The organism is Bacillus sp. FSL R5-0286 (assembly GCF_038593245.1).
GTDB classification, from domain to species: domain Bacteria; phylum Bacillota; class Bacilli; order Bacillales; family Bacillaceae; genus Bacillus; species Bacillus altitudinis.
Map to the genome: position 1 here is coordinate 876,004 of NZ_CP151977.1, position 25,365 is coordinate 901,368.

At 41.4% G+C, this 25,365-nt stretch carries 24 protein-coding genes, 1 pseudogene and 1 CRISPR repeat array; of the genes and pseudogenes, 20 read left to right on the forward strand and 5 right to left on the reverse strand.

Going from position 1 to position 25,365, the window contains the following annotated elements:
* The first annotated feature begins 13 nt into the window (after positions 1-13).
* The 7 genes from NST24_RS04330 to cmr6 are packed head-to-tail and all read left to right on the forward strand — an operon-like array spanning position 14 to position 7,236.
* On the forward strand, positions 14-856 hold the full coding sequence (locus tag NST24_RS04330; RefSeq protein ID WP_342462383.1) for a DUF6602 domain-containing protein: 843 nt from the start codon (positions 14-16) through the stop codon (positions 854-856).
* A gap of 15 nt (positions 857-871) precedes the next feature.
* The gene (gene cmr1 / locus NST24_RS04335; RefSeq protein ID WP_342462384.1) at positions 872-2,209 is read left to right on the forward strand and encodes a type III-B CRISPR module RAMP protein Cmr1; all 1,338 of its coding nucleotides are present in this window, start codon (positions 872-874) and stop codon (positions 2,207-2,209) included.
* A complete protein-coding gene (gene cas10 / locus NST24_RS04340; RefSeq protein ID WP_342462385.1) occupies positions 2,179-3,990 on the forward strand; it encodes a type III-B CRISPR-associated protein Cas10/Cmr2 in 1,812 nt (603 codons plus the stop codon). The genes cmr1 and cas10 overlap by 31 nt, the downstream gene beginning before the upstream one ends.
* Positions 3,983-5,215, forward strand: coding sequence for a type III-B CRISPR module-associated protein Cmr3 (gene cmr3, locus NST24_RS04345; protein ID WP_342462386.1), 1,233 nt, complete (start codon positions 3,983-3,985; stop codon positions 5,213-5,215). The genes cas10 and cmr3 overlap by 8 nt, the downstream gene beginning before the upstream one ends.
* A gap of 13 nt (positions 5,216-5,228) precedes the next feature.
* A complete protein-coding gene (cmr4, locus tag NST24_RS04350; protein ID WP_335364340.1) occupies positions 5,229-6,098 on the forward strand; it encodes a type III-B CRISPR module RAMP protein Cmr4 in 870 nt (289 codons plus the stop codon).
* Positions 6,095-6,463 carry a type III-B CRISPR module-associated protein Cmr5 gene (cmr5, locus tag NST24_RS04355; protein ID WP_335364341.1) on the forward strand — a complete coding sequence of 123 codons (369 nt, stop codon included), beginning with the start codon at positions 6,095-6,097 and terminating at the stop codon, positions 6,461-6,463. The genes cmr4 and cmr5 overlap by 4 nt, the downstream gene beginning before the upstream one ends.
* On the forward strand, positions 6,460-7,236 hold the full coding sequence (gene cmr6 / locus NST24_RS04360) for a type III-B CRISPR module RAMP protein Cmr6 (RefSeq protein ID WP_289346039.1): 777 nt from the start codon (positions 6,460-6,462) through the stop codon (positions 7,234-7,236). Before cmr5 ends, cmr6 begins: the two co-directional genes overlap by 4 nt.
* Positions 7,237-8,195: 959 nt before the next feature.
* Positions 8,196-8,690: a CRISPR direct-repeat array (repeat unit 32 nt; unit sequence GTCGCACTCTACATGAGTGCGTGGATTGAAAT).
* Positions 8,691-8,779: 89 nt separating this feature from the next.
* On the opposite strand, the gene NST24_RS04365 is transcribed toward cmr6, so the two are convergent.
* Positions 8,780-9,760, reverse strand: coding sequence for a metal-dependent hydrolase (locus tag NST24_RS04365; RefSeq protein ID WP_008341965.1), 981 nt, complete (start codon positions 9,758-9,760; stop codon positions 8,780-8,782).
* A 191-nt stretch (positions 9,761-9,951) separates the two neighbouring features.
* On the opposite strand from NST24_RS04365, the gene mutY reads away from it, so the two are divergent.
* On the forward strand, positions 9,952-11,052 hold the full coding sequence (mutY, locus tag NST24_RS04370) for an A/G-specific adenine glycosylase (protein WP_326110968.1): 1,101 nt from the start codon (positions 9,952-9,954) through the stop codon (positions 11,050-11,052).
* Here the strand turns inward: mutY and NST24_RS04375 are convergent.
* Positions 11,039-11,263 (reverse strand): hypothetical protein, encoded by a 225-nt coding sequence (locus NST24_RS04375; RefSeq protein ID WP_008341962.1) that lies wholly within the window; start codon positions 11,261-11,263, stop codon positions 11,039-11,041. The genes mutY and NST24_RS04375 overlap by 14 nt on opposite strands.
* Positions 11,264-11,344: 81 nt before the next feature.
* Between NST24_RS04375 and fabL the strand changes: the two genes are divergently transcribed.
* The 10 genes and pseudogenes from fabL (at position 11,345) to NST24_RS04425 (ending at position 20,894) form a co-directional block, all read left to right on the forward strand.
* Positions 11,345-12,097 carry an enoyl-[acyl-carrier-protein] reductase FabL gene (gene fabL / locus NST24_RS04380; protein ID WP_007496726.1) on the forward strand — a complete coding sequence of 251 codons (753 nt, stop codon included), beginning with the start codon at positions 11,345-11,347 and terminating at the stop codon, positions 12,095-12,097.
* Positions 12,098-12,173: 76 nt separating this feature from the next.
* Positions 12,174-12,323 (forward strand): annotated as a pseudogene (locus tag NST24_RS04385) (gamma-type small acid-soluble spore protein); the annotation flags it as partial.
* A gap of 174 nt (positions 12,324-12,497) precedes the next feature.
* Positions 12,498-12,758, forward strand: coding sequence for a YgaB family protein (locus NST24_RS04390; RefSeq protein ID WP_039167929.1), 261 nt, complete (start codon positions 12,498-12,500; stop codon positions 12,756-12,758).
* A gap of 147 nt (positions 12,759-12,905) precedes the next feature.
* Positions 12,906-13,436: a DUF402 domain-containing protein gene (locus NST24_RS04395; RefSeq protein WP_008341956.1), complete on the forward strand. Its 531-nt coding sequence runs from the start codon at positions 12,906-12,908 to the stop codon at positions 13,434-13,436.
* 95 nt (positions 13,437-13,531) lie between these two features.
* Positions 13,532-15,274 (forward strand): ABC transporter ATP-binding protein, encoded by a 1,743-nt coding sequence (locus tag NST24_RS04400; RefSeq protein ID WP_008341950.1) that lies wholly within the window; start codon positions 13,532-13,534, stop codon positions 15,272-15,274.
* A gap of 112 nt (positions 15,275-15,386) precedes the next feature.
* The gene (locus NST24_RS04405) at positions 15,387-16,409 is read left to right on the forward strand and encodes an ABC transporter ATP-binding protein (RefSeq protein ID WP_025206976.1); all 1,023 of its coding nucleotides are present in this window, start codon (positions 15,387-15,389) and stop codon (positions 16,407-16,409) included.
* A complete protein-coding gene (locus NST24_RS04410; RefSeq protein ID WP_178896524.1) occupies positions 16,378-17,355 on the forward strand; it encodes an ABC transporter ATP-binding protein in 978 nt (325 codons plus the stop codon). The genes NST24_RS04405 and NST24_RS04410 overlap by 32 nt, the downstream gene beginning before the upstream one ends.
* Positions 17,330-18,916, forward strand: a complete 1,587-nt coding sequence (locus tag NST24_RS04415; RefSeq protein ID WP_017358851.1) for an ABC transporter substrate-binding protein — start codon at positions 17,330-17,332, stop codon at positions 18,914-18,916. Before NST24_RS04410 ends, NST24_RS04415 begins: the two co-directional genes overlap by 26 nt.
* A 61-nt stretch (positions 18,917-18,977) precedes the next feature.
* Positions 18,978-19,979, forward strand: a complete 1,002-nt coding sequence (locus NST24_RS04420) for an ABC transporter permease (RefSeq protein WP_007496737.1) — start codon at positions 18,978-18,980, stop codon at positions 19,977-19,979.
* An 18-nt stretch (positions 19,980-19,997) separates the two neighbouring features.
* Positions 19,998-20,894 (forward strand): ABC transporter permease, encoded by an 897-nt coding sequence (locus tag NST24_RS04425; protein WP_008341942.1) that lies wholly within the window; start codon positions 19,998-20,000, stop codon positions 20,892-20,894.
* A 227-nt stretch (positions 20,895-21,121) separates the two neighbouring features.
* Here NST24_RS04425 and NST24_RS04430 read toward each other — a convergent pair whose 3' ends face one another.
* Positions 21,122-22,195 (reverse strand): aromatic acid exporter family protein, encoded by a 1,074-nt coding sequence (locus NST24_RS04430; RefSeq protein WP_024718258.1) that lies wholly within the window; start codon positions 22,193-22,195, stop codon positions 21,122-21,124.
* 247 nt (positions 22,196-22,442) lie between these two features.
* Positions 22,443-23,738, reverse strand: a complete 1,296-nt coding sequence (locus NST24_RS04435) for a glutamate-1-semialdehyde 2,1-aminomutase (RefSeq protein WP_342462387.1) — start codon at positions 23,736-23,738, stop codon at positions 22,443-22,445.
* Between the two features lie 129 nt (positions 23,739-23,867).
* Here NST24_RS04435 and bcp point away from each other — a divergent pair, with 129 nt between their 5' ends.
* Together bcp and perR are read left to right on the forward strand one after the other, a co-directional pair.
* Positions 23,868-24,335, forward strand: a complete 468-nt coding sequence (bcp, locus tag NST24_RS04440; RefSeq protein ID WP_007496746.1) for a thioredoxin-dependent thiol peroxidase — start codon at positions 23,868-23,870, stop codon at positions 24,333-24,335.
* Between the two features lie 158 nt (positions 24,336-24,493).
* Positions 24,494-24,931, forward strand: a complete 438-nt coding sequence (gene perR, locus NST24_RS04445) for a peroxide-responsive transcriptional repressor PerR (protein WP_003217782.1) — start codon at positions 24,494-24,496, stop codon at positions 24,929-24,931.
* A 35-nt stretch (positions 24,932-24,966) separates the two neighbouring features.
* Here perR and NST24_RS04450 read toward each other — a convergent pair whose 3' ends face one another.
* Positions 24,967-25,314: a YgzB family protein gene (locus tag NST24_RS04450; RefSeq protein WP_007496750.1), complete on the reverse strand. Its 348-nt coding sequence runs from the start codon at positions 25,312-25,314 to the stop codon at positions 24,967-24,969.
* Positions 25,315-25,365: the final 51 nt, after the last annotated feature.

Sequence of the window (25,365 nt, forward strand, 5' to 3'; positions counted from 1 at the left end):
AGGAGGAATTGGTTTGGGTGAAACGGAGCGAACCGGTAAAGTTGAGCAGCTGATCTTAGAGAATTATCAAAGATTAAACAGCATGATATCAGAAGAAGTGGACTTTGCTTCTAATCATGGTGGGCTGACAGGGGATTCTAGAGAAGTGATGTGGATGGAGTTTTTTCGGAAAATCATTCCTAAAAAATATTCATTAGCACAAGGTGTCATCATTATTGACTCAGAAGGAAATCATTCTAACGAAGTCGATATTGCCGTATTTGATGAACAGTATACACCGTATGTGTTCCAACACAATTCGTTGAAGTTTATACCGATTGAGGCGGTTGCGGTTGCTATTGAATGTAAAAGCTCTAATTTGAAAGAAAAAGGTTTAGAAGAATGGTCTAAAAAAATAAAACAGCTAACACCAAAAACAACAGGAATTGCTAGAACGGCCACAGGTTACTTTACAAGTGAAAGTAACACACAAAAGAGGACGCGTCCTTTACTCATTTTAGCAAGTAACTTTAAAAGAGAAGAGGACCAAACAATTTCAAATAAAGCAGCTGAATTAGCGGCGTCTTTTGATTTTATGCTCATGAAAAAAAGCAATGAATTTCAATTAAAAGTACCTAATGAACATGAACATCTAAGATGGTGGTCAAACGAATTAAATTGTTTCAAACAAGAAAAACGATCTAAGGAAGAAGAACAATTTCTAGATGAAAACAAACTCAGCGATTTACGTATTGATGGATACGATCTGTTAACGCTAAACTTCCAATTAAATCAATTGCTGATGCTCATCAACAACCCCATGTTTTTCCCTCACTATGCATATGCCAAGCTGTTTCAGAAACAGATAACAAAGTGAAGAAAGGAGAGCGACATGACAAGGGAATCTAGTAAACCCAAAACGAATTGGCATGATGTGAAACATGCGATTGACACGAAAATTCATGAAGACCAAAGACTTTTTAAAGAGCCGCTCACTATTCATTTGGTTACGCCAATGTTTGGGGGAGGGCCCAAATCAAACTCAATTGATCAAGACAGACCCATTCGAGAAAGTGCAATTCGTGGACATCTTCGTTTCTGGTGGCGTGCAACTCGAGGAGCTGCCTGCAAAAATGCGAATGAATTATCTAAAAGAGAAGCAGAGATATTTGGTCATACAGAAAAAAGCAGCTTAATTAAAGTAATCGTTGAAGAAATATTTAAAGAAAAAAAACAAATCAAATTCCCTCCAACATATATTTTTCAAAAAACACCAAATAAAATGTTTATGGGATATTTCAAAATGAATGTGTATTTGACCGAGAGTGCTTCAATGACTTCACAAGACAAAAAGAAGTTAGGCAATGAAATCGAAGCTGCACTATGGGCGTGGATCAATTTTGGGGGACTTGGCGCAAGAACGAGACGTGGTTGTGGGAGTTTATACTGTGAAACATTTTCTCCTAAAGTGCAAGAAGTCATTAAGGAGCGATTTGATCAATGGTTTAAAGAGAAGATATGTCAATATGCTATCTCTATTCCCGAAGTGCCTCGTGAATGGGCAACGCTAAGCTGGGAGTTTAGATTACAAAATAAAGCTTCTCAAACGCATTTATCCTGGACGAGAACAATGGATACATACATTGAATTTCGTAAAAAACATAATATCCAAAATGGGGAGGCTGGGAGAAGTTATTGGCCTGAGGCAGATTCCATACGTCATCTAGCGAATATGTCACATCCTGATCATGAATTACCATATCCTTCAAATAAACCAAAGGGATATATCGCTTTTCCTAGGGCGCAATTTGGTATGCCGATTGTTTTTAACTTTAAAAAGAAATCGAAAAAAGATAAGGAGCGAAGCGAAGAAGAAATAGCAAAAAGAAAGTGGTTTCAAAAGGAGCCTAATACAAAGACGTTAGTCCCGCGAAATAAAAATCGTTTGGCTTCACCACTCATCTTAAAACCGTTAGCTATTAATCAAAAGGAATCAGTGGGCATGGTGATGGTGTTGCAGCAACCAAAGATCGAAGCGTTATCGCTTTTAGGGTACGGAAAGCCTTTGCCCAATGTGACAGATGAACAAAGTATCTACCCAACAGCCACCTACTCAAACAATCCTTTACGAGACGAGAGTGGCCGGACGCACTCATCGGCGATTCAAGCCTTTTTACATAGCAAGGAGGTGCAAACATTTTGTCAGAAGAATCACAAAAACAAACATTAATGCTATTTTCGATAGGGCCTGTTCAAGAATTTATTGCGCAAGCAAGGCGGACGCGTGATTTATGGTTTGGCTCTTTTCTTCTATCTGAATTAAGTAAAGCAGGTGCGAAGAAATTTCAAGAACTGGGTGGAACGCTTATTTTCCCTGTGTTCAACGAATCATCTGCAGAACCAAACAACGCACCAAATAAAATACTGGGGGAAATCTCATACGAACAGCCTTCATCCGTTGCAAGACAAGTGAAAAAAGCAATATATGACAAATGGAAGGAATACGCAGACTTTGTTAGAGAAATAGTTGATCCTTATATTCAAATAGGCACATGGAATCGACAAGTAGATGATTTAATAGAATTTTATGCTGTGTGGACTGAGGTGCAAAATCAAGACAGAGCGGCAAATGCGTCCGCAAGTCCATATCATTTGGCTCTTCAAGAAGTCGAAGGTTTAATGGCGGCACGGAAGACTTTAAGAGATTTTAAACAAAATGAGCCAGGGGCGTTATTCGGTGAACCAAAATCATCACTTGACGGTGGACGAGAGTCTGTTTTCCAAAAGAAAAAAACACCACAGCAAGTGGCGCAACTAGCGAAATGGGGAATTGGTGAACATGAATCATTAGATGCGATTTCAGTGATCAAACGATTGTCCTTACATAAGCATCCGAGTATGACATTTCCATCTGTATGTGATAAAGCTTTTGCTCCCTATCAAAATATGTTGGACCAAAATGAACAGATGAAGAAAGCAGCCACACAATATGTGAAAGATGTAGAAACATATCTTAAGAATATGAATCTGACAGTAGCCCCTATTGATTTGAGTGAGGCATCGCTTTTTTATGAAAGAAGAATAGAAGATTATCTTGAACAACGTGGACTTGTCGGGACCACACGAACAGAAGCGAAAAATGACATCACACAGCTGCTCGAAAAATATTTCAAAGGTAAATACAGCAAGCATCACGGCCAGCCGATCAAACCACCAGCACCTTCACCTTACTATGCCTTTCTCATGGCGGATGGAGATAAGATGGGCAGCCAACTACGAAATATACAGCATGTAGAAAGCCATATTGCATTTTCTAAAACGCTCTCAACTTTTGCTTCAAAGGCTTGTGGGATTATTTCCAAATGTGAAGGTACATTGATCTATGGCGGTGGAGATGATGTCATGGCTTATGTACCGGTGCATCAATGCTTAGAAGCAGCTGGGAAATTACAAAGTGAATTTGTTTCAACGATGAAGGCTCATCAACATAGTGAGACACCTCCTTCGATTTCAATTGGCATCGCCATCGTTCATATGCTTGAGCCTCTTGAAGAAGTAAGAAGCATGGCACGTCAGGCTGAACAATATGCAAAACAAGAGCGAAATTCATTAGCGATTCAATTCCAAAAACGAGGCGGAGGAGACACAATGAATATCTCAGTCTCATTTCAAATAGATCCAGTGGCCTCTATCCAAGAGATGACGACGTGGTTAAAACAGTCTTATTTCACATCTGGCTTTGCATATGGCTTACGAGAGTTGTATCAAACATACGAACAGTCTTCTTTTATAAAACAGCCGGAAATTTTAGATGAACTCATTCCACTAGAGATAAGACGTCTTGCATTCAAAAAGAAAACGGAAGCAAAAACAGAGCAAGAAACGAAAGAGTGGATCGATCAATTGATTGCGAAGTATATACCGAAGAAGAATACATTAGAAGAATTACATACAATCGCTGAATGTATGATCATTGCTCTTCAACTAGAGGAGGTAAGTGGACATGCCTGAAAGATGGTTTCACATTCAACCGCTTGATCCGCTGCTTATTCGTGATGCACGCCCATTTCAAAGTGTACCGGGTATAAGGGCGCGTTCATTAAACGATGTTCCGCCAAGTGTGGTCGCAGGAACACTTCGTACAGCTTTAGCGAAGAAACGACAATCAATCAAACACACCACGCCACTTTCTTATTATGCAAAATCTCTTGTGCGAGGTCCTTTATATCGTTGGCATGATCATTTATATGTGCCAATGCCTCATGACCTTGAGTTATTCGATGATGAGTATGGCATGTATCAAGTGAGACCAAAGCCAATGATGTCGAAAGGACAGGGCTTTTTTGGTACAGGAAAAACAGGCCGTTTTAGTGAGGCATTATGGCCACCAATTGGAGCTGGTGCTCGTAAAAAAATGAAATCGCCGCCTGCTTTTGTATCACTAAAGTGGATGGTGAACTGGCTGACAGACGCAGTGGATGAGAGTCAGGTGAAGAAAGCCTTGACTGAATACCAACACATGCAGAAGGAAAATCATTCTTTCAAAAAGGAAACACCACCGGCATTTATTCCAGCATTACGGCGTCAGGAACGAACACAAATTGAGGTGGAAACTGGCAGTAAAAGAGCAAAAGATCAGCATCTATTTTCAACTGAATCGCTCTTATTCCCAGATGACTTTAAACTGGAGGCAGGAATAGATTTATCTACTGAAGAGTCAGAAGAATTAAAGCCTTTCTCAGGCATTCACCCAATCGGTGGTGAACGGCGGCTGGCTCATATAGAAGACCGGCCACATGTATACCAACAAGATTGGACATGTCCGGATGCTATTAAAGAATCGATCAAAAACAAGCCGTATGTTCGCATGATATTGGCGACACCCGCTTATTTCAGTAAAGGGTGGCAGCCCGGATGGCTGGATGAACAGCTCATGTCAAAACCACTATTTGATACAAATGTACGACTCAAATTGGTTTGGGCCTCTGTTCCACATTGGCAGCCAATCTCTGGATGGAGTTTAGCAAATAAAGACAAAGGGCGTGAAAAAGCAATACGCCGCTTAGTCCCCGCAGGTAGTGTTTACTTCTTTACAGTAGAAGAAGGAGATCCAGCAGAACTGGCCGAAAAAATGTGGCTTCAATCAGTATCTGATCGTAACCGGCGCAAAGAAGCGTTTGATCGTGAAGATGGCTGCGGGTTAGCACTTTGGGGAACATGGAAACCGAATGAATAAGAGGAGTGAGATGATGGAAGCAAGCCGTTGGTTTTGGATACATTGTTTATCCCCCCTTCATATTGGAGCGGGTGAAGGAGTTGGCGTGATTGATATGCCCATTCAACGAGAAAAAGTCACAGAATGGCCGATTATACCTGGAAGCAGTATCAAAGGCGTGCAGCGTGAACATTATCGCGCGAAAGGACAAGACACATTCGTACAAAAAGTATTTGGTACACAAGGAGATCAAGATGGAAGCGCAGGAGCAGTCGTCATGACAGATGGCCGGTTATTTTCATTCCCGGTGGCGAGTAGATACGGTACATTTGGATATGTGGCAAGTCCACTCATATTAAAAAGATTAGCCCGCGATGCAAAAGCATTAGGTGTATCGCTGGATATCCCTGATCTCATAGAAGAATCAAGCACGCTAGTCACCATGAATTCTAAATTAGTAGAGAATGACGAATTATATCTAGGTGAATTTCAAGGGGCTGCGAAAAAATCTCAACAACTAACCGATTTTGCTGAACAGATGGCAAAACTTTTATTCGACGATAAACAATCACAAACTCTTTGGATAGAGCGATTTGTGATTGTAAGTGATGACGTTTTTCAATACATTGTCACCATGAATTCTGAAGTGACACCTCGTATTAGAATTGATCATGAAACCCAAACAGTTAGTAAAGGTGCTCTCTGGTATGAAGAGTATGTACCAGCAGAAGCCATATTTTATGGGCTAATATGGTGTGATCGTGTCGATGGAAGCAATGATTTATCTGTTAGACATCAACTTTTAAATCAACTAGAAAAACAGATGTATCTTCAATTAGGCGGAAACACAAACGTAGGTAAAGGAAGAGTATCCTGGCGCATGACAGGAGGGGAGGGATCATGAAACTCATTCAACATCATTATGCTGAGAAAGCGTATCAACATGTGATGAATGCCAAAACGAATGAGGAGAATTTCTCAAATCAATATGGACAACTCTGTCACAGATTCGCCTCAATGATCTTAACAAATGGGTTAAGGCTCACCATTACATTTTTTGAAGCAAAATCAAAAAAAGGAAATGCTTATCAACAATTCGTTCAGGATATAAAAGAAACACTAGATATACAAGGAGATTGGTCAGCTTCTAATCGAAATTACTTAATCAAATCAAGACAAGCTTTAAGTGCATCTGTTTGGTTAAAAAGATATGCGGAATCTATTTTAAAGGTGGAGCAAGGGACGGAAAATGTGGAGGACATCCAATGAATCTGTCATTAACCTTAAACAAAAGCAAATGGTCGATTCAAGGCTCTACATTGTCGAGCGTTATAAAGGACAGTGCGAAGAAGCAGTCATTTTATGAAAATGTGATTAGTCTACATCGAAATCAATGGGGAGAAAATCGCTTATTGTATGAAAAATTTTTGGAGCGATATTATACTGACAAGAACCCCACATGCCTAGTCAAATCCATATCACCGTTAGTCATTGGACATGGAGGAGAGGGTGTACTTGAAACGGGATTGTTATTACACCCGATATACGGCATTCCTTATTTACCAGGAACAGCTTTAAAAGGCGTAGCCTCTCATTATGCCCACTCTGTATTAGGTGAAAACTTTCCAGAACTAAAACAAGGTGGTAGTGATTACAACACATTGTTTGGAACAAACGAACGTGCTGGCATCATCGAATTTCATGATGCGCTCATGATGCCTGAGACGGTAGGAGAAGCATTCAAAGTAGATGTGATGACACCACATCATTCAGACTACAACAGCGTCAAGCTAGATAAGATAAACAAAGGGGGAAGTGTTCCAGCCCCTCGAGACGATGACTCACCAACACCGATCCATTTCTTAACGGTGGTCAACGGCCGCTTTCAACTTCTATTGAAAACAAAAAAGAATCTACCAGAAGAAGCGGAATGGCTCGAACTCGCCAAAACCATCTTACTAGGCGCTTTAGAACACGAAGGAATCGGTGCTAAAACAAATGCAGGTTATGGAAGACTTAAAATGGACGACGACATTTCATGAAACTTGGTGCGAATGTGAGGTGAACATAAAATCCCTGGAACATTCGCACCGTTTCATTCGACAAAAATGAGAAAAAATGTATATTTTTCAGGGGTGAAAACTTAATTCCTATATAGAAACTTAAGGGTTTTGACGATCATTCCCTAAAAAATGTTATAATTAGGGCGGAAATTGCAGTCGCACTCTACATGAGTGCGTGGATTGAAATCCCATAGCTCCAACAGTACGCACATCAGCCCACTCGTCGCACTCTCCATGAGTGCGTGGATTGAAATTTCGGTTTCCGGCTTACTAACGCCTGACCAGCCGGGTCGCACTCTACATGAGTGCGTGGATTGAAATCATGATCTTCACAGCTTGTCCCTCCCCTTCAACGTCGCACTCTACATGAGTGTGTGGATTGAAATTCTTCAAACAGATACTTAGCATCTGGATGGGAAGGTCGCACTCTTTATGAGTGCGTGGATTGAAATTTCTTTTTGGCTGTCGTTTTCAATGACATGAAGCGTCGCACTCTATATGAGTGCGTGGATTGAAATAACGAATTTTTTATCAGTATCACCAAACAGCATGGGTCGCACTCTATATGAGTACGTGGATTGAAATTCAAATGGCAACAGGGTGCTTTTTCTTTTCATGCGTCGCACTCTACATGAGTGTGTAGATTAATAATTGTGAAAAACATAACTCTGCCTCTCAGTAGTCATGTATTTAATTAAATTCAAAGTTGTTGCTGAAATAATAAATATGATTATCAAGATTCAAATAGATTTCAGACTAGAAAAAGTCGGTGCGAATGTGAGGTGAACATAAAATCCCTGGAACATTCGCACCGTTTCATTCGACAAAAATGAGAAAAAATGTATATTTTTTAGGAGTGAAAACAAAGTTCTATATAGAAACTTAAGGGTTTTGACGATCATTTCCTAAAAAATGTTATAATTAGGGCGAAAATCGCAGTCGCACTCTACATGAGTGCGTGGATTGAAATATTTCAAAAGGGAATAAAAATCGACCAGGCAACTGTCGCACTCTACATGAGTGCGTGGATTGAAATTGCAACTTCGTTAGATGCTTTAAACGCCAGCTTGTAGTCGCACTCTACATGAGTGCGTGGATTGAAATACGGTTAGGGTTTTCGGTTAAAAATATTCGTCCGTCGCACTCTACATGAGTGCGTGGATTGAAATCGTTCATCCCACATCGGCGACACCTCCGGTTAAATGTCGCACTCTACAAGAGTGCGTGGATTGAAATACTTTGATCACTCCATGTGATATAATTAAGATTCGTCGCACTCTACAAGAGTGCGTGGATTGAAATTCTGAATAGACCTTTTTCAATTCAACGGATTTAGTCGCACTCTCCATGAGTGCGTGGATTGAAATAGCGATGACAAGGCTCGCAAACACATTGTATTTTGTCGCACTCTCCATGAGTGCATAGATCACAGTTTCTGCGTTTTATACAAATTCAAGTACTATCCAGTTCAAAATCTACACATATGAATAATCCAAGCCCTACACAACAAAAAAAGACTCGCTCACACAGAGCCGAGTCTTAATTTTTTTTGCAGTTTTTCTTCACTGAAAATCCAGCCGGTATAGGAATTTTTGATTTGGTGGTCCATGTCGATATGGCAGATCGCAACAAAAGGATAGTGACCTTTGCTGCGGTAGCGCAAATCAATGAACCGTACCTCATAATGATCCTTGTATTTATCTACTTCCCACCGGTAGACAGGGGAGAAGGAGAGAAAGGCTGAAATGTTTTCATCCTGTTTGGCAATTTTCATAATCTCAGTATCAGGGACCGGCACACGGTTAAAGGTGTCTAAAATGATGATCTCACCATTCATACTGCGTCCAACATGGAAAGAGGATTTACATTTCACAGCAATGCGCCATTGTCTGAACTTCATTGTAGGCGAAATAATAATGTCTTCAATCTCATCGAACCGTGCACGCAGCTGACGTTTAATCTGAAGCTGCATGATGACCCTGACGATATAGTAACAAAAAATCACGGCATACAGCGTAATGAACGTATAGCCGGGATGACCGCCAATCGCCCAAACGACAATGGCGACAAGATGTGTAAAAAAGATAAACGGATCAAACGTATTAATGATCCCAAGCGCTACCCATTTCTTTGAAAATGGGCGAATGGCCTGTGTGCCGTATGCATTGAAAATATCGACAAACACATGAAGCACAACGGCTAATAGTGTCCATAACCAAAGGTGGAGTAAATTTGCCCCCGGCACAAATGGGAAAATCACAGCCGGAATTAGCAATGACCAAAACAGTACAGCCGGAATGGAATGAGTAAATCCCCGGTGATTTCTTATATAAACTGCATTATTTTTTAGTTTTAGCACAGTATCAATGTCTGGTGCTTGGGAGCCGGCGATGGTCGCGATCATCACGGCGTGTGCCATGTGTGGATCTGCGCTGACGGCTGGATCTAAAAGCGCAAGTCCCCCAAGAGAAATGCCCATTACTACATGAGTACCAGTGTCCAATTGATTACCTCCTAGTTATCATGCTTAGGAACAATCATACAAAGTATACGTCTCCAATCAAGACTATGTGCAAAATCACTTTTGCTTTATCTCGATTTAATGTAACATGTTAACGTATCTACAAACAGTATACAACAAATAAGGTTCTTTTCAGAACGTTAGCCCTCGGTCCAATGAGAAGGAGTATAGAGATGAAAGACATTCAAGAAAAGCTGGACCGCAAAGATATTGCGGGCTTTCAGCATGATTTAATCGATTGGTATGAAAAAGAACAACGAACACTTCCATGGCGTGAAAATCAAGATCCATATCGCGTTTGGGTATCAGAAGTGATGCTCCAGCAAACGAGAGTGGATACGGTCATTCCGTACTTCAATCGGTTTATGGAGCAATTCCCGACGGTGAAAGATCTTGCTTTAGCTGATGAAGAAAAGGTCATGAAAGCATGGGAAGGTCTTGGCTACTACTCACGAGTGCGTAATTTACAGGCAGCTGTGAAAGAAGTCTATGAATCCTACGGGGGCGTTGTCCCTGATACGAAAGAACAATTTTCAAAACTGAAAGGTGTAGGCCCGTATACGAGCGGCGCAGTGCTGAGTATAGCCTATAACAAGCCATACCCTGCGGTAGACGGCAACGTGATGAGGGTCATTTCCCGTATCTTGTCCATATGGGATGATATTGCAAAACCAAAAACGAGAAACATTTTCGAATTTGCGGTTGATCAGCTCATTTCCCGGGAAAAGCCGTCAGAATTCAATCAAGGGCTAATGGAGCTAGGTGCACTTATTTGCACCCCAACCTCTCCTGCATGCCTCATTTGTCCTGTAAACATGCATTGCTCAGCACTTGAGGAAGGCGTTCAGCATGAGCTGCCGGTGAAAAGTAAAAAGAAAAAGCCGACTGCGAAATCAATGGCAGCAGCGGTGTTATTTGATGATGCAGGCCACCTCTATATTCATAAGCGTCCAAGTACAGGTCTGCTTGCGAATTTATGGGAGTTCCCAAACATGGAAACAATGAAGGGAAGAAAAACGGAAAAAGAGCAGCTGATTGATTTCTTAAAAGAGGAAGCGGGTGTACAAGCAGAACTTGGTGATTTAGAAGGCACCATTCAACATGTATTTACCCACCTCATCTGGAATATTTCTGTTTTCTTTGGACGTGTGAACTCTGTATCTGATGACACGATGCTGAAAAAAGTCACAACAGAAGAATTTGAGGCATATGCTTTGCCAGTCTCACATCAAAAAATATGGAAGATGGCTCTTGAACAACCTAGTCATATTTAACCGTTGTACCATGGGTATAATCGGCTTCATTTCGGTGCAGACCCCCGCGGTTTTCAATTTCAGAAATGATTTCTCGATACTTAGATTGCCCTTCTTCGTTTAAATAAGGTAAAATTTGTTGGAAAGCATGATGAAAAAAAGCAAGCTCAGTATCTTTCCATTGATCCTTTGACATCATGCCAAGCTGGCTTAAATCGCGTCCGACATACATGAATGTAACCTCCTAATAGGAACTTTCCTATTAGTGTGAAGCGAATGGACGAAAACTATTCAAATCAGGAGATGAACCATAATGAACAAGCGTAAATGTGCACTAATTACAGGCAGCAGTAGAGGTGTCGGGAAAGAAGTAGCCCTTCGCCTGGCTGAAAAAGGATATGACATTGTCATTAACTATGCAAGAAGCAAAAAAGCAGCACTTGAAACAGCTGAAGAAATTGAAGCGATGGGTGTTAAAACATTAGTTGTCAAAGCCAACGTTGGTCAGCCAGAGAAAATCAAAGACATGTTCCAGCAAATTGACGAAACGTTTGGCCGTTTAGACGTATTTGTGAACAATGCGGCATCTGGCGTTCAGCGTCCAATCATGGATCTTGAAGAAAATCATTGGGACTGGACCATGAATATCAATGCGAAAGCCTTGTTATTTTGCGGACAAGAAGCAGCCAAATTAATGGAGAAAAACGGCGGCGGACATATCGTCAGCATTAGCTCACTAGGCTCTATCCGCTACCTTGAAAACTACACGGTGGTCGGTGTATCTAAAGCAGCACTAGAAGCTTTGACACGCTACCTTTCCGTTGAGCTGTCACAAAAAAATATCGTTGTGAATGCCGTATCAGGCGGCGCCATTGATACAGATGCACTCAAGCACTTCCCAAATCGTGAAGAGCTATTAGAAGACGCTAAGAAAAATACACCAGCAGGCCGTATGGTGGAAATTAAAGACATGGTCGACAGTGTAGAATTCCTTGTATCAGGCAAAGCAGATATGATTAGAGGACAGACGATTATCGTCGATGGCGGACGTTCTTTGCTTGTTTAAAAAAAATCATGAATAAGATGTACACCTTCTGCACAAATTAATGTGCGTGGAGGTGATAATGATGGATAAACAACAAAACAAAACAAACGCACAACAAGTGAAAAAACAAAACCAAGCTGCTGCACAAGGCGGTCAATATGGCACTGAATTTGCTAGCGAGACTGACGCACAGCACGTAAAAAAATACAACCAAAAAGCTGAGCAAAACAAACAACAAAACAGCTAATCACTGAAACAAAGGGAAGCACTTCATCTACGAATGAAGTGCTTTTCTTTTTGCCTCTCCCCACCATCCGACAAAACCTGTAAAACCTCTACATAAACAGTCAAAGGACTTCTTCCTTCTTTCAAGAAATGGTATAGATACAAAAAGTCGATACGAATGAAAGGGAGGAGTTAGATGTCTGATTTCGACCAGCTTGTCAAAGAACAAATGCAGCTTATGGATCAACTGCTCGATGTACAAGGAGAACTTGATCTGTACTTAGAGACAGAAAAACGATTGCTGCAAGGTGAAAAAAAGGAAGAGCGGCATAAGCTTCATGATCAAATCAAACAGAAACGAGAGGAACTGCAAAAAGTCCAAACACTATTTACAAAACAGACTGAACAAGTCATCAATTCGTATAAACAAATGGAGAAGAGCTCAACCGTGATGTAAAAGAGTGTGCCGTTCAATTGGGTTGAATGGCTTTTTCATTTCATTTTTTAATGATGTAACGGTATAATATAATAGAGACATGTTTAGTTGGGAAATTAGGTCTTTGGACTGTTAGGTTTGTTTGTTATAGAAAGTAGGGGAGAAAATATGGGCTATCCCAAGGAAGGAGAAACCATCCAAATTCAAAGCTATAAACATAATGGCTTGATCCACAGAATTTGGAATGAAACCACCATTCTGAAAGCAACGGAATTGTGTATCATTGGTGCAAACGATCGAACAATGGTGACTGAATCCGATGGCCGAACATGGATGACAAGAGAACCGGCTATTTGCTATTTTCATGCAAAACAATGGTTTAATGTCATTGGGATGCTTCGAGATGATGGGGTGTATTATTACTGCAACATCAGCTCTCCTTTTGCGACAGATGAAGAGGCGATTAAGTATATTGATTACGACTTAGATGTCAAAGTCTTTCCGGACATGACGTATAATATTTTGGATGAGGATGAATATGCAGATCATAAGAGGCAGATGAATTATCCAAAAGAAATCGATAGTATCTTACGAGAGCATCTAAATACATTACTGCATTGGATTCACCAGCGGAAGGGACCGTTTGCTCCAGAATTTGTGGATATGTGGTATGAACGTTTTTTGCGTTATACAAAATAAGTAACAGCAGCTAAAACCTGTTTGGCTTTTCAAAGCCAACAGGTTTTTGATTGCGTACGGATAAGAGGCACTGATAGATTGGGAAGGAGATTTACATGGGGGTCATAAAACGTTACATGGCTTTTGTAACACCGTATAAAAAACAGATTGCATTGACAATGGTGATCGGAATGATTAAGTTCTCGATCCCCTTAACATTGCCTCTGCTTTTAAAGTATGTCATTGATGATGTGATTCAAGGCTCTGGATCGGCTGAAGAAAAAACATCCACTCTCTTTATTATTATGGGAATCATGCTTGTATTATTTTTAGTGATGAGACCGCCTGTTGAGTACTACAGACAATACTATGCGCAGTGGACAGGCAGTAAAGTATTATTTGATATTCGGGAAAAACTGTTCTCGCACATTCAAAAGTTGAGCCTTCGTTATTACGCCAACACGAGAACAGGGGAAATTATTTCAAGGGTCATCAACGATGTTGAGCAAACAAAGGAATTTGTCATCACAGGGCTTATGAACATTTGGCTTGATTTGATGACCGTCCTGATTGTGATAGCCATTATGTGTACACTGGATCTTAAACTCACCATTGTGTCTGTCATTATTTTTCCGCTGTATGCGTTAGCAGTGAAGTATTTTTACGGACGGCTTCGCAAGCTGACAAAAGAGCGGTCGCAGGCACTGGCTGAGGTACAAGGGCACCTGCATGAGCGAGTACAAGGAATGCCTGTCATTCGCAGCTTTGCGATTGAAGAATACGAACAAGAGAATTTTCACGATGAAAATAAAAATTTCTTAAACAAAGCGATCAATCATACGAATTGGAATGCCAAAACATTCGCTGTCGTCAATACGATCACAGACATTGCGCCGCTGCTCATCATTGCTTTTGCTGGTTATACCGTCATTAACGGGTCGCTTTCAATTGGGACAATGATTGCCTTTGTCGGCTACATTGATCGGATGTACAACCCGATTCGCCGTCTCATTAACTCATCGACGACTTTAACTCAGTCAGTAGCATCAATGGATCGTATTTTTGAGTTTATTGATGAACCGTATGAAGTAACAGACAAGCCGAATGCAAAAGAAGCCAATCACTTAAAAGGAGAGGTAGAATTTAAAGATGTGTCGTTCCGTTACGAACATACACAGGAAGAAATTTTACACAATATCTCCTTGAAAGTAGAAAAAGGTCAAACCGTTGCGCTTGTAGGAATGAGCGGCGGAGGGAAGTCGACGCTCGTCAGCTTAATTCCAAGATTTTATGATGTCACAAGCGGATCACTCGAAATTGACGGCATTGATATTAAAGAGTACAAGGCAAGAAGCCTCCGGAATCAAGTCGGGATGGTCCTCCAAGATACATTCTTATTCAGTGACACCATTAAAGAAAATATCGCTGTGGGAGACCCAGAAGCATCCTTTGAGAAAATTGTGTCGGCGGCCAAAGCGGCTAATGCCCATGAGTTCATCATGTCTCTTCCTGAAGGATATGACACAAAGGTAGGAGAACGTGGCGTAAAGCTGTCAGGCGGTCAAAAACAACGAATTTCAATTGCGAGGGTATTTCTTAAAAATCCACCGCTGCTTATTTTAGACGAAGCGACGTCTGCGCTTGATTTAGAAAGTGAACATTATATTCAAGAAGCGATGCAAAAGCTGGCAAAAGATCGCACAACTTTTATTGTTGCGCACCGTTTATCAACGATTACACATGCGGACCTCATTGTGGTCATGGAACAAGGCGAGATTGTGGAAAAAGGAACACATGAGGAATTAATGAACCGAGACAGCCACTATCGCCATCTATTTACCATTCAAACATTAAATTAGTAGAAGCCTATCCGATTCTAGCGGATAGGCTTTTTTATGCTTGTCAAAAACATGACATATTTCCCAGCTTGTCTCAATACAATTTTAAAAAGTATGACGGGGTGGTGAAGATGTGAAAGAACAAGAAGTATTGCTAGATGTCAAACAGCTATCCATTGCCTTTCAGCAAAAAAAGCAGAGAGTGCCGATCGTCCATGACATCTCATTCTCTATTCAAAAAGGAGAAACCTTAGGTATTGTGGGCGAATCTGGCTGCGGGAAAAGCATCACATCGATGTCTTTAATGGGGCTGAATCACCAAACAGAAACAACAGGTCATATACAATTTGAAGGTCAAAACCTGCTGTCACTTTCGGAGAAACAATGGCGAGAGGTCAGAGGGAATGACATTTCAATGATTTTCCAGGAACCCATGACTTCTCTCAATCCACTCATGACCATCGGCAAGCAAATGACAGAAGCCCTTTTTACACATCAGGCTATCAGCCAAAAAGAAGCAAAAGTGAAGGCAGTAGATTTGCTTCAAACGGTTGGCCTGAAACAAGCAGCGTCATTACTCAAAAAATATCCACATGAACTATCGGGCGGCATGCGTCAGCGTGTGATGATTGCGATGGCGATGCTGTGTCACCCAAAGCTCATGATTGCAGATGAACCAACGACTGCACTTGATGTCACCATCCAAGCACAAATTCTTCGTTTGCTCAAAAAGTTAAATGAAGAGATGGACACTGCTATTTTATTTATTACTCATGATTTAGGCGTCGTGCGGCAAATATGCCAGCGTGTCATGATTATGTATGCCGGTCGAATCGTAGAAGAAGGAACCGTTGACCGTATTTTCCAAAAACCTCTCCATCCCTACACGAAAGGTCTTTTCGCCTCTGTTCCATCATTTAAAGAGAAAAAAGAAAAACTCATGTCTATTGCGGGTCATGTACCTAAGCCAGGAGCTATTCGGTCCGGCTGTCAATTTGCACCACGCTGTCCATATCAAATGACGCAATGTCTTGAAAAAGACCCATCTTTACAATCCATTTCACACAATCACCGCGTCGCATGTTTTCTAATGGAAGGAGGAGAAGACACTGAATCACCCACTGTTGCAAGTGAATCAACTGACGAAGCGTTATGACACATCGGCATTTTTTTCTAAACACAAACAGACGACTTTGGCTTTAAATCAAGTGTCCTTTCACGTGAAAGAAGGGGAGACGCTCGGCATTGTGGGCGAATCTGGCTGCGGGAAATCAACCCTTGGCAAAAGCTTAATGAGATTAATCGAACCGACTTCTGGCTCAATCCAAATGAAAGGAAAAGAAGTGACGCTTCTGAAAGAACGAGACATGCGTTCCTTCAGAAAAGACATTCAAATGATTTTCCAAGATCCATACGCTTCCTTAAATCCACGAATGAAAATCAGAGACATTTTAGAAGAACCACTCATTGTTCATAAACATGGAACAAAAGCAGAAAGACAAAAGCGTGTAAAAGAGATGCTGCACATTGTTGGGTTTGACCCATCCTATGGAGACCGTTATGCGCACCAATTCAGCGGCGGTCAGAGGCAGCGTATTGGAATTGCTAGGGCGCTGATTACTCATCCAAGTCTTGTGATTGCCGATGAGCCAGTTTCCGCTTTAGATGTATCGGTTCAAGCGCAAATATTGAATTTAATGCTGGAATTGCAAAAGACGCTTTCTCTGACGTATCTGTTTATTTCTCACGATCTAGGCGTTGTCAAGTATATGAGCGACCGAATTGCAGTGATGTATGCTGGCCGTATTGTAGAAATGGGTCCTGCGGAGGACGTATTTCACAAGCCCCTTCATCCTTATACATCGCTTCTTCTGAAATCCATTCCACATATGGATCACGTGCTGGAAACGCAGGATGTGTCAGCGGAAGAATCCACCCTGGTGTCAGAAGATGGCTGTCCTTTCTATAAAAGATGTCCAAAAAGGTGGGCGCAATGCTTGCAAGCTGTTCCGCCTTTGTATGAGGAGGAAACAGGTCATGCAGCTGCGTGTTATTTATATCAAAAGGAGGAACACAATGAAGAAGACATGGTTATTCAGTAGTTTCATTTTTGTGCTGGCACTTGCGTTATTTTTAGGGGGCTGTTCATCTTCATCAACATCAGAAGAAAAAGCCACAAAAGACACTCTCGTATTCGGTAGAGGAGGAGACTCTACATCACTTGATCCGATTACAACAACAGAAGGCGAAACCTTCAAGGTCACAGAGAATATGTTTGAAAAACTTTTGAATTACGGTGAAAAAGACACGACCATCCATCCAGGCCTCGCAACAGAATGGGATGTTGCGAAGGACGGAAAATCGTACACGTTCTACTTAAGAGAAGGTGTGAAATTTCACGATGGCACAGACTTTAATGCAGAAGCAGTGAAATTCAACTTTGACCGCTGGATGAATGGAGATGCCGAAAAATTTCCTTACTACGGCATGTTTGGCGGCTATAAAAAAGATAAAGGGCATGTCATTAAAGACATCATCGTCAAAGGAGAGCATGAAATTGAATTTCAACTCAAACGCCCGCAAGCAACATTTCTGAAAAACATCGCCATGTCACCATTTGGTATCGCTAGTCCTGCAGCAGTTGAAAAAAGCGGTGATTCATTTAGAGAAAACCCAGTGGGCACAGGACCATTTAAGTTTAAAGAATGGAAGCAGAACGACCGTATTGTCTTAGAAAAGAACGAAGATTACTGGCAAAAAGATAAACCAAAACTGAAACAAATCATCTTCCGCTCTATTCCTGAAAACTCTGCTCGTTTAAATGCGCTTAAAACAGGCGAAATCGACTTAATGGATGGCGTCAATCCGTCCGATTTAGATGGCATTAAAACAGACAAAGCGCTCCAGCTGATTGAAAGACCATCCATGAACGTAGGTTATATCGGGCTGACAGTGACGAGAAAGCCGCTTGATAACAAGTTGGTTCGTCAGGCGCTCAATTATGCAGTTGATAAAGAATCAATCATCGAGTCGTTTTATGGAGGGCTTGCTGAGCCAGCAAAAAATCCACTTCCTCCGTCATTAGAAGGCTACAATGACGAGATTGAGCCATATCCATATGATCCGGAAAAAGCAAAAGAACTATTGAAAGAGGCAGGCTTCCCTGACGGTTTTCGCATCAAGCTTTGGGCAATGCCTGTGCCGCGTCCATATATGCCAGACGGGATGAAGGTAGCTGAAGTCATTCAGTCAAACTTTGAAAAAGTTGGTGTCAAAGCCGAAATCGTCACATATGATTGGGCGACTTATTTAGATAAAGCAAGTAAAGGCGAAGCAGATGTGTTCTTATTAGGATGGACAGGGGACAATGGCGATCCTGATAATTTCATCTACACACTATTGGATAAAGACAGTATTGGCGGTAACAACTATACATTCTTCCAAAACGATAAAATGCATGACATCCTCATTGAAGCGCAGACCGATACGGATCAAAAGAAGCGAAATGAATTATATCAAGAAGCTCAAGAAATCATTCATGATGAAGCGCCTTGGATTCCATTAGTCCATTCAATTCCAATGCTCGCCGCATCTAAAGATTTAAAAGGCTACCAGCCGCATCCGACTGGTTCCGAAGCATTGACTGACGTATATTTCGAATAAGCAAATAAGGGAGATCGTTCGATCTCCCTTACCCAAACAATGAAAAGGCGGTGAAAGCTGTTTGTTTGCTTATTGTATGAAGCGAGCAGGAATGCTCATTCCAGTACTGATCGGAATGACCTTAGTTGTATTTTCTATTATTCGGTTTATCCCTGGAAATCCGGCGCAGGTCATCTTAGGACAGCGGGCAACGAAAGAAGCAGTAGAGCAATTGACGATTCAGCTTGGTTTAGACCAGCCGTGGTACGTACAATATGGTCACTACATGCTGGGGCTTTTAAAAGGTGATCTAGGGACTTCCATACGAACAGGAGCGGCTATTGCCCAGGAAATGAAGCCTTACTTATTCGCTACATTAGAATTGACTTTCTTCGCTATGTTGCTGGCGATTATTGTCGGTGTGAATGCCGGAATCATTAGTGCGTGGTTTAAACATTCTTTCTTTGATTATGTGGCCATGTTTATTGCTCTCATTGGGGTGTCCATGCCGATTTTCTGGTTAGGCTTAATGGGACAGTGGCTATTCTCGATTGAATTAGGTATTTTGCCGACTACAGGACGAGAAAACGTAAGAAATCCGGTAGAGTCGATCACCTATATTCATACGCTGGACACGCTTTTGCAAGGACGATTTGATCAATTCTTTGACAGCATCAAGCATTTAATTTTACCAAGTACCGCTCTCGCAACGATTCCTGCTGCGATTATTGCAAGGATTACGAGGGCAAGTATGCTGGAAGTTCTTCATTCAGATTTTATTCGAACAGCAAAAGCAAAAGGGGTACGTTCATTTTTCATCATTTATCAGCATGGGCTGAAAAATGCGCTCATTCCGATTTTAACGATTATTGGTCTTCAAACAGGTCTCTTGCTAGGCGGAGCCATTTTAACAGAAACGATCTTTGCTTGGCCGGGAATTGGGCGGTATATTTACGATGCAATTAGCTATCGTGATTATCCTGTCATTCAAACTGGCATTCTTGTTGTTGCGCTCATATTTGTGCTGATCAATTTCATTGTGGATATCTTGTATGCAGTCATTGATCCGAGGATTAAATACTAGAGAAGGGAGAGTGACGACATGGAAGCGCAAAAAGAGCTTCAAGCACCTGAACAAAAGGAAGAACGCTCTCAATCACTGATTCTTGAATCGATGAAACTGTTCTTTCAGCACAAGCTGGCGGTCATTGGCACTGTGATTGTCTTTTTATTTCTTATCCTAGCAATCTTTGCACCGCTCATTGCTCCTTATGGAATCAACGAGCAGTCACTAGGCGAACGATTTAGTGCCCCTTCGGCTGCACATTGGTTTGGTACGGATGATTTCGGGAGAGACATATTTTCTAGAGTCGTGCATGGAGCTCGGATTTCATTATGGGTGGGTTTCTTCTCCGTTCTCGGGTCGGTTATTTTAGGGACATTGCTTGGATTGATGGCAGGTTACGGCGGCAGATTGCTGGATGCTGTCATCTCAAGACTATTTGATATTTTACTCGCTTTTCCTAGCATTCTATTAGCGATTGCGATCGTTTCCATCTTAGGCCCTTCCTTACAAAATGCCCTTATTGCCATAGCGATTATTAACGTCCCGACTTTTGGGCGGCTGGTTCGTTCAAAGGTGCTGAGCATTAAGCAAGAAGAATATGTTTTAGCAGCAAAGGCAGTCGGGATGTCACACCGCCGCATTGTTCTTCGTCACATTCTACCAAATAGTATGGTGCCGGTGATCGTTCAGGCGACGCTTGCGATTGGTACAGCCATTATCGAAGCGGCCGCCTTGGGGTTTTTAGGATTAGGTGCACAAGCGCCAAGCCCAGAGTGGGGGAAAATGCTTGCAGATGCGAGACCTTATCTCGTACAAGCGCCATGGACTTTATTTTTCCCGGGGATTGCGATCATGCTGACGGTTCTTGGTTTTAACTTGATGGGAGATGGATTAAGGGACACCCTTGATCCTAAAATGAAGAAAATAAAATAAGACCGATTCTAAGAATCGGTCTCAGCGTGTAGGCAAACCCTCGCATTCGTTGTTAGTCCTGCGTGCCGGTGCTCACGAATGTCAGATTCGCTCCGCTCCGGTACTCGTCCTTCCTAGACTGCAAGAGTTTTCAACTACGCTGAAATGAAGACAAATGTCTAAAATAAAGATCATTTTAGACATTTGTTAAATCGAAAAGCCCGATTCTAAGAATCGGGCTTTTGTATTTAAGCTTCTTTTTCTTCTGTCTCAATCTCACTATCTTTTGGGTGATATGTTTGGAAGCTTGTAATCAAAGTATCTAGATGCTCCAATTCATCACGGTATTCAATAATACTCGACATCACATTCAGCATATTGTAATCGAGTAAGTCGTTTTCTTGATTTTGCTGGTGCTGAATAAATGATTTCGTTAATGTTTCAAGACGAAGAGAGCATTCATTTTGGAAGTCATCGTCCTGCGGTTTCATTTTTCCAACAAATTTCATTAAGGTACGTTCATGCCAATAAAGCAAATAATCAATCTCATCTGTTAAGCTCTCTCTGAAATGCTCTGGCATCAAATGAATTTCATTTTCTAACTTATGAAGCTTTTTCAGCAAGTACAGTGCTCGATTAGACGTCATGATTGCCTGTCTGAATAAAACAAGCTTTCTAGATTTGACATAGGTCGTTTTCTTTAAATAGCTTCGTTCTTCTTTGTATAACAAGTAAATGTGATCTAATTTGATCATGCGTTCTTTTATTTGATCGATGTCATCCTTTAAAGTGGAATGATCAGTAGACTGTCTGGAGCTCAGACGGATCCATTTTAAAATCTCCTCCGTATTTTCCATAATGTGATGAACAAGCTTTGTTTCATACTTTGGCGGCAGGAAAATCAAATTCACTAAAAATGAAGAAAGTACGCCTAACACCACAGTTGCTGTTCGAATTAAGGCAAAGGAAAGGAAATGATCCCCTGCACTTTCTAAAATCGCGATGACGGTTACGAGTGCAATCGGAATCGTGTGTTCAATCTTCAGCTTTAAATTAATCGCAATGACCATGACGGCAGTTAAGCCGATGATGACTGGTCCTGTGCCAAAAAGCAGACCGAACGTAATGGCAAGTGCTGCTCCAATAATATTGGCTTGCACTTGATCAACAATCGTTAAAAATGATCGATAAATAGATGGCTGGATAGCAAATACAGCTGCAATTCCCGCGAAGACGGGTGTCGGCAACCCAAGCCATGTTGCCAGGTAAAGCGCGAGTACAATGGCAATACCAGTTTTTAAAATACGGGCTCCAAGTTTCATTGGTTTTGTCCCTGCATTCCTTTCTTTTCGATAATAGATGACCATTTGTCATATATCATAAATATTTTGATGAAACAACTAAGTAATATACAGCGGTCTTCCGAAATATTCAAGTGATTTTTGAAAGTTCATGAAAACATCAAAAGAAGGTATTGAGAAAAAATGTAACAGATTCACTCGCTTTTGACAATCAAGAGCTGGTAAATAAAAAAACAGACGCATGAATTTACGTCTGTTTTTCTCTTCATTATGATTGTTTCAGTTGTTCAAACGCATGATCTACTGCTTTTAGCGTTTCAGAAATATCATTTTCAGTATGTGCAATGGTTAAGAACCACGCTTCATATTTAGAAGGAGCGAGGTTAATACCTTGTGCGAGCATGAATTTAAAGAAACGGGCGAACATTTCGCCATTCGTATTTTCAGCCTGCTCGTAGTTCACAATCGTTTCCTTTGTAAAATAAATGGTGAGAGCACCTTTTAAGCGATTCACTGTAATATCTACTTGATGTTTTTTTGCGTGGGCTAAAATTCCCTCTTCTAACATTGCCCCGAGCTGATCCAGACGTTCGTAGACCCCGTCTTCTTTTAACACTTCCAAGCATGCAATACCAGAAAGGATGGAGGCGGGATTTCCTGCCATCGTACCAGCTTGGTAGGCTGGTCCAAGCGGAGCGACTTGCTCCATAATTTCTTTTTTGCCGCCGTAAGCGCCGATTGGAAGACCGCCGCCGATAATTTTACCTAATGCAGTGAGGTCAGGTTTTACTTGAAGCAAGTCCTGTGCACCACCATACATAAAGCGGAAAGCTGTAATGACTTCATCATAGATGACTAGAGCCCCTTTTTCATGAGTCAGGTCATTAACTTGCTGCAGGAAACCGTCTTTAGGCTCTACGATGCCAAAGTTCCCGACAATTGGCTCAACTAGAACAGCTGCTACTTCATCACCCCAGCGGTCTAATGCTTCTTTGTAGCTGTCTATATCGTTGAATGGAACGGTAATGACTTCATTGGCAATACTTTTAGGCACGCCCGCTGAATCTGGTGTTCCTAAAGTGGAAGGTCCAGAGCCGGCCGCAACTAGCACAAGATCAGAATGACCGTGGTAACATCCGGCAAACTTAATGATCTTTGTTCTGCCTGTATAAGCGCGAGCGACACGGATTGTCGTCATCACAGCTTCTGTACCTGAATTGACAAAACGAACTTTATCCAAAGCAGGCATCGCTTCCTTCAGCATCTTAGCAAAAGTGACTTCATGCTTCGTTGGTGTTCCGTAAAGGACACCTGTCTCGGCTGCTTTCGTGATGGCTTTTGTAATATGAGGATGAGCATGTCCCGTAATAATTGGACCGTATGCTGCCAAATAGTCGATATAACGGTTTCCGTCAACATCCCAAAAATAAGCGCCTTCGCCTTTTTCCATTGCAACAGGTGACCCGCCGCCCACTGCTTTATATGAACGAGATGGGCTGTTAACCCCTCCAACAATATGCTCCAGCGCCTCTTGATGTAATTTTTCTGATTCGGTGAATTTCATAAATAGCCTCCTATCTCAACGTATCACGTCGTCTATCATTATTTTAACATGCCGATGCAAGCGTATTTAGTTGAATATCTTCTCGAAATTGGATAGGCTAATGAAAAAATAGGTTGGAGGGATTGTATCATGACAATCGAAGTGGGGCAGCAAGTACCTGATATTGAATTACTTGGTGATAATGGAGAGAAAGTAAAGCTCTCTGATTTTAAAGGGAAACACATTGTCCTTTATTTTTATCCAAAAGATATGACGCCGGGGTGCACAACGGAAGCCTGTGATTTCCGTGACCGCCATCAAAGCTTTGCGGAATTAGATGCTGTCATCATCGGCGTAAGCCCAGACGGTCAAGACAAGCACCAAAAGTTTAAAGAAAAACATGACTTACCTTTCCTGCTTCTTGTAGATGACGAACAAAAATTGTCTGAAGCTTTCGGTGTATGGAAGCTGAAAAAGAACTTTGGTAAGGAATACATGGGAATTGAACGCTCAACGTTTCTTATTAATAAAGAAGGAAAGCTTGTGAAAGAGTGGCGTAAAGTAAAGGTGAAAGATCATGTGGAAGAAGCGCTTGAGGAACTGAAAGCTCACGCTTAATATGTTGACGAGATGAGATCGGCAGTCGTGCCGGTCTTTTTGTATAGAAGAATAGGTAAAAAAGAGGATTGTAATTGACAAAGTTTCGGCTCTGGGGGTACACTATTTATAAAGATTATAATATAAGAATATTTTTGAAAAGAGAGGTGCATGATGAAATGGCTGCTCACGAACTAAAAGATGCTTTAGACGCTCTAAAAGAAACCGGTGTTCGAATTACTCCGCAGCGCCATGCCATCTTGGAGTTTCTCGTAAATTCTATGACACACCCAACCGCGGACGATATATATAAGGCACTTGAAGGAAAATTTCCTAATATGAGTGTAGCAACGGTTTACAACAATTTACGAGTCTTCCGGGAATCTGGATTAGTAAAAGAATTAACGTATGGGGATTCCTCAAGCCGATTTGATTTTGCGACATCTGACCATTACCATGCGATTTGTGAAAACTGCGGAAAGATTGTGGACTTTCACTATCCTGGCCTTGATGAAGTAGAACAGCTTGCATCCCATGTGACAGGCTTTACAGTAAGTCATCATCGCTTGGAGATCTATGGCACTTGTCAAGAATGTGCAAAAAAAGAAAATCATTAATGAAAAAGCTGACCAGTTGAATGGTCAGCTTATTTTTATGACTTTTTTCGATTGTAGGATTCATCAAACTCTTTGCCTTCTAATGCTGGATCGAGTGTAAGTGGCTCTCTGCAATGCATGCACATGTCCACCCGCCCAAGCACTTTTGTTTCCTTCTCACAGCCTGGACATACGACACGGACTGCCTTCGTAGAAAGCATACCGATCCAAAAGTAAACGGCTGTACTCAATCCAATCGATAACACGCCGAGTAGCATAAAGAAGGTCGACAGCCAGACCGATTCCTTAAAGAACACACCGATATACATGATCAAAAAACCAACAAAAACCAAACTAAGTGCAAATGTTCTGATTTTATTAATCTTACTGGAGTATTTCGCCATCCCTAGTCCCCCTTATCTCCAATATAGCACATTTTACCTTTCTGTTTGAAT